Origin of the sequence: Natronomonas aquatica (assembly GCF_024449025.1) — an archaeon.
GTDB classification, from domain to species: Archaea; Halobacteriota; Halobacteria; order Halobacteriales; family Haloarculaceae; genus Natronomonas; species Natronomonas aquatica.
Genome location: NZ_JAHLKM010000059.1, coordinates 1 through 5,377, shown reverse-complemented (window position 1 = coordinate 5,377; position 5,377 = coordinate 1). Strand labels below are relative to the sequence as shown.

6 protein-coding genes are annotated in these 5,377 nt (G+C 53.0%); 5 read left to right on the top strand and 1 reads right to left on the bottom strand.

All coding sequences use genetic code 11. The features are described 5' to 3' along the window. Nucleotides 1-507 precede the first annotated feature (507 nt). On the top strand, nt 508-1,251 hold the full coding sequence (locus KM295_RS16610; RefSeq protein WP_256031478.1) for a hypothetical protein: 744 nt from the start codon (nt 508-510) through the stop codon (nt 1,249-1,251). Between the two features lie 418 nt (nt 1,252-1,669). Here the strand turns inward: KM295_RS16610 and KM295_RS16605 are convergent, their stop codons facing one another. Then, entirely contained in the window at nt 1,670-2,329 is a 660-nt protein-coding gene (locus KM295_RS16605; protein WP_256031477.1) for a hypothetical protein, read from the bottom strand. Between the two features lie 164 nt (nt 2,330-2,493). Here KM295_RS16605 and KM295_RS16600 point away from each other — a divergent pair, with 164 nt between their 5' ends. The 4 genes from KM295_RS16600 to KM295_RS16585 all read left to right on the top strand — a co-directional run bounded on the left by KM295_RS16600 (nt 2,494) and on the right by KM295_RS16585 (nt 4,942). Continuing rightward, entirely contained in the window at nt 2,494-2,826 is a 333-nt protein-coding gene (locus KM295_RS16600) for a ribbon-helix-helix protein, CopG family (protein ID WP_256031476.1), read from the top strand. A gap of 102 nt (nt 2,827-2,928) precedes the next feature. Continuing rightward, complete coding sequence (locus KM295_RS16595; RefSeq protein ID WP_256031475.1) at nt 2,929-3,105, top strand: hypothetical protein; 177 nt, start codon at nt 2,929-2,931, stop codon at nt 3,103-3,105. 868 nt (nt 3,106-3,973) lie between these two features. Next, nucleotides 3,974-4,168, top strand: coding sequence for a hypothetical protein (locus KM295_RS16590; RefSeq protein WP_256031472.1), 195 nt, complete (start codon nt 3,974-3,976; stop codon nt 4,166-4,168). A 204-nt stretch (nt 4,169-4,372) separates the two neighbouring features. Then, complete coding sequence (locus KM295_RS16585; protein ID WP_256031470.1) at nt 4,373-4,942, top strand: hypothetical protein; 570 nt, start codon at nt 4,373-4,375, stop codon at nt 4,940-4,942. The last annotated feature ends 435 nt before the right edge of the window (nt 4,943-5,377 follow it).

The window sequence follows — 5,377 nt, the reverse complement described above, 5'->3', positions numbered from 1 at the left end:
AGCGGTTCCGATGGACGTCAAACACCGGCTCGACCAAATACACAAGAAGACGGCCAGAGACGCCGACTCAGCGCCGTTTTGGTTTACGGTTGACCGAGCGATCGAGGCGCTCGCCGACAAGCAGGGGGTCGATTTCGGTGACTGAGGTCACCCTCGACGTCGGCGACGACATGATCAGATCCCTCCGGAAAATCCGAGCTGAGCAGCTATCGAATCCTCAGGAGACGACGACGGCGGAACTGTCGGACATCGACGACGACGAAGTAGTGAGAGATTTGCTGCTCGAAGCGTATCGCGCGGAGTTAAAAAAGCAAAGCCGGTCGGGTAGGTCGGGACCGATCGGTGCCGATCGTCGATATTCGAGCGGATAGGGCGATATTTTGGAACGGAGCATAGTGTTGATTTTTTAATACTCGTCGGTCTTACGGCGTGCAACAGCCGGGGAGATCGAGCGCGAAAATTGGGGTCTAATTCCCCTTAGATTCCCAAAATCGCCGACGTCGCAACATGTCGAGTTCGTCGGGAGCGTCGGCGCGTTCTGATTACTCAGATATCCGAGGGGACGACGTCGGCAGCCTCCCGCTCGGGGACGGCTCGGGCGAGTGGTCCGATGCCGTCAATCGACTCGATAAATACCTGGACAATCACGAGCGCCCGGAGCTCGGCGCCGAGTGGGCCCAACAACAGCAGGCCAGACTGATCGCGACCGACCGATCCGCCCGAGAGTGGGCAGACTCGACGGTGCTACTGACAGCGACGGCGTCGAAGACGTGGCCAGAGAGCGACGATTTGATCCCACCGATCACTCACTATCGGCGCGGGATCACCCGGACCAAGGAGGCGCGCGCAAAGGCTCTGAGTCGCGCGCTGTCGGGCTCAAGGTGGCGGGCCGTCCGCGTGTTCGGCGCCGGCGAGGATGGCTTTTTGCACGTGCACGTGGGGGTCTATGTGGACGAGAAGGTGGACGTCGACCGCTTCGATCGCTGGGTTCGGGCTCACGTCGACAACAGCCCGCTCGCCACCGACGAAGCGCACGACTCTGGAGCAGTACGGATCGAGCGTGTCGGCGACGACAACGACGGCGTGACCGGGCTCGAGGGCTACCTGTCGAAAAATGCGCTCGGGTTGGACACTACCGGCGAGAGAGAACACGGACTCGGTTCGGCCCCGATCCACCGAAAGCGTGCGGGCTCTGTCCTTCGCGCCGTTGGGGCCGATCCCGTCCGTTACGGGCGGACGTCGAGGGATTGACTTAAAGGATTTCGACGGATCGGGCGACAGCGGGCGCGACGAGCCCGTTATCGCGGACCCGGTCGAAGGGTGTCCTCGCGTGTCTATTACGCCAAGGGCGATCGTCGATGGGGGCGATCGTCGCGACAAGGTCGGACAGCACCTGACGGGCGGACCGTCGAGGACGACGAACGAGCCTTAACCAACAACAAGGCGTCACGTCGGTAGTGTGTTGGTTAAGATTGGCACAAGCTGATAACGGTCGTCGTTATGAGACTCGGACGACTCGATCGGTCGATTGAGTGCCTAATACTACTACTACTACTAGTTACAGAGGATTCTCTCTCCCTAGCTATCGCTACTAGAACCAGCAAACCGCGCCGTTTGGTGTTATTGCCTTGTCAGATCCCTGACGGGCAAATGGACGTCACGGCACTGATCACGGCACTACCCTCTCTCCCCCATAACAACCCGCGTTATCCGGGTGGACCGGCTCGACGGCTTGGAGTCGATCGACGAGCGTCTCGTCGAACACCACTCGCTTTGTCCCACGTCTCTTGATCACCTCCACTTCGTCGCCCCCAAACCGATCGAGGAACGACATCACCCGCGCGACTGTCTGTGTCCGACCATCGCAATCGGTCCCCGCCCGGAGCACTTTTGCGAGATCACCCGAGGTGATCGAATACCCTGCCGGGACTTTAGTTGCATATTGCTCGACGTCACGAGCAATAAAGCGAGCGCGCCTTTGATTGGCCGACAGTTCGCGATCGACGGCAGGCTCGGGAAGTGAGCAAACCCGCTCTAAGGGCGTCTCTGTATCCGTAGAGCCGTCCGTTTCGTCGTCGGACCCTTGGGGTTCCGTGGTAGTTTCGCCGTCCTCGACGTCATCAAGACGATCCTCAAGGTCGCTGATCCGAGAGCGGAGCTCGGCATCGTCGCGTCCGCGCTGCTCCCGCTCGTCGGAAAGGCGATCCTCCAGGTCGTCGATGTACTCAGCTTGCTCGATGACGACGTCGACAAGCGTGCTCAGTATCTCGTCAGTACTACCGTCAGCCGTAGAGCAACGATTAAGTCGCTCGGTATCAATTGCAATCATACGGGACGTGGTTTTGAGGGTGAGACCAACACCCTCATCGCAGTTTTATGCGATAGTGACGTCTCTGTCGTCATAGCGTAAAAGTACTGTGACCAGTCAGACTAGCGTCTGACGCAATCGATTTGTAGTACGAGTGTATGATACCGTATCACAGGTGGCATACGATGGCTCGTGAGAGTATTACGTTTCGAATTGATGGGGATTTACTCGACGAAATTGACGAGGAGGCAGAGGAGGAGGGTGTATCGCGATCTGAACACATCCGTCAGATCCTCCACAATCGCCGTGAGAGCGACATCTTGCGCGAGGAAGTGTCTACCCTTCGTGATCGACTAGAAGCGCGTGAGGAGCGGATACGCGAACTTGAGCAACAACTTGCGAGGCGCAGTCAGTTGGAAAGTAAAATCGAAGATCTCCCCGACAAAATCAGCGACATCGAGAGCGAGCCGTCGCCTCCGTTCTTCGTAGAGTGGGTTCGGTGGTTCCGTCGTCGTTGAGATAGATATCACGCCAGCTGATCACATTTACGAGAGAGAGAGAGTGTACCGGAACTAGAGCCAGTTCACCGATTTTATACCGAGTACGTCTGTGTCAAACGTATGGACGATAAGCAATTACTGCTTCAATACATCCGTTCGATCAGCATAGCACTCGTCGCTGTGGCACTATCAATACTCACAGCCGGACTCATTACCATTCAACAACCACTAGCAGTTCCCTTTCTTATTGCTGCTTTGATCGCTTGTATTTATGCGCTTGTCTTCGTGGGTAATTGAAGATTCCCGCTAATAACCCCGAAATCATCCGTATTAGCTAATATCGAAGGTAATATTTGGAGCAATATTATGTCCTATAGTATTAGACAGACCGAATTAGTGACTGAGGCGCTCTTGATACTAAGAATAGACGATTCGCGGTGCTTGGAAAACCGTATTTTCGTTCCGTAGCAGGCGTTTTATGATGCAATTCAGCTCTGAAACGTGGCTATTCGGTATTACCGCGAGACAAAGCTGGATGATTATCACACTATGTGAACTACTGATAAGCTCCTCACATTAATATGGAAAACGAGATTTCTCTCCGATATAAATCAAAAGGAGAAATGTGGAAAATGTACGTCTGAAATATCAGTAGATGCGACCAAATGCCCTAATTGTGGGTACGAGCCGAGCAGTAGCGGTTCTACAGGTAGAATAGTATTACTAATAGTTGGTTTAGTACTCACAGTGAGTCTTATTGGAGCTATAATTGGGGTTCCGCTTTTACTATTAGGATATAAAAGTAAAAGGTATCACCAAGACCTGAAGCCGGCGAACACAAGCCCACAAGATACCATCTCAATTAAACAACTAATTCGGTACTGAATTGTTACCTTTATAATATATTAGAGCACGGTGAGAGCAGCTGATAACAGCCATAATCCGATTACAGCGAATATAAGATATCCTATGTACATAGCTATACGGCTAACATGTCTCCCTAATTCATCAGAGATCTGGCTCATACCCCATAGTTAAATAAATGAAAAATAAAACTACGCATCGACACGGTAACTGACTCTGATCGAATCTGTTCATGAACATGGTGTTTCATACTACGTATCTTGGCTAATCTTTTTTAGCCAGCGCAGGCACCCCACGCGATATGGAAAACTTCATTTCTAAGCTAGGGTGGGCAATAGCTGGGGCTATCTCTATTTATTTCCTTATGGGGTTATTCGATAAGACTCTTGGTCTTGGTGCTGCAGCTTCTGGTATTTTTCCATTTTTGATTGTTGGTGGAATCGCTTTCTACCATCATTACAAAATTGGCCAGGCAGAGGCTCGGTCAGACAAGTAGGTATCGACGAATGGCGTTCTAACAGTCGGTTGATACATTCTACCGGCAATATTTTCTCTTATTGCAGCTTGATGAATTATCTGTTTTGAATTTTATAACCGACGTAGCAAATTAGATGGAGCGGTAAACGTTCTTACCGATACGAATAAAGTACTGAGCACACGACGGCGCACTACTTTTGTGGGGCAACCATCATCCCTCCATATGGTCTCCCGCCGTGGCTGGCTGTTCGTGCTTGGGGGTATCGGGGTCTCTGGTGGCGCTTACGTCACTAATGACAGGGTCAAACAGACCGTTGATGATACCGTGAGTAAGACGGCAGATACGGACGTTAGTACGATAGCAGGGCCCCCACCCACCGAGAACAAGATCGGCGAAGCAACTGCTCGAACAGTCCAGCGAGTAAATACGCAAGGTGAAATTGAAGAGCAAGCGGAGGGATTAATTTTACGAGTAGAATTCTTTGAGAGTGGGGCAGCAGTCATCTATCCAAAGGCCGAACATGGATGCTACGATGGATTTACACTAGTTCATGAGGCAACGAGCATGGGATACGATAGCGACGGCACTCGCGACACAAGCAACGCTTTAGGAGTGTGGGAGTTCGGTGATTTCGACGAACCGATTACGATTGATATGGCTGGTGCGATCGCTGAAAAGGGAAACTACCCAAGTCGCCAGTTCGAAATTAGAGCGATCAGCACTGATGGTGCCTGTATTGCAACTAACACTCCATTTGAGATGACTGTTCCCGAGCCGATGATGCCCACATAATCTAATGATCTGGGCAATTCGAATCAAAAATATCGGATTGCTTAGACTCGCTCGACAGCTGACGAGAAAGCCCGGCGCTCCGCGCCCGGAACTTGGAGGGGGGCGGGCGTGGTGGGTACGGGCGGACGGGAAATGCGGGGACCGGAGGGACCCGGAGCCGACGACGGCGGTGGCGGTCGCGGACGCGGGCGCGTCACTGGGCGATGGTATGTGACCCATATATCGCATATAAGCATCCGAGTGACTATGGACTTAGTGCCCTGATCGGAAGGGGCGGAATCCACGTTGTGTTCGTCTGGCTCATCAAGGGGTCGTCCTCAACGGCCCCATCGTCGCGTATGGCAAGCAATACCACAATAGCGGTTCCGATGGACGTCAAACACCGGCTCGACCAAATACACAAGAAGACGGCCAGAGACGCCGACTCAGCGCCGT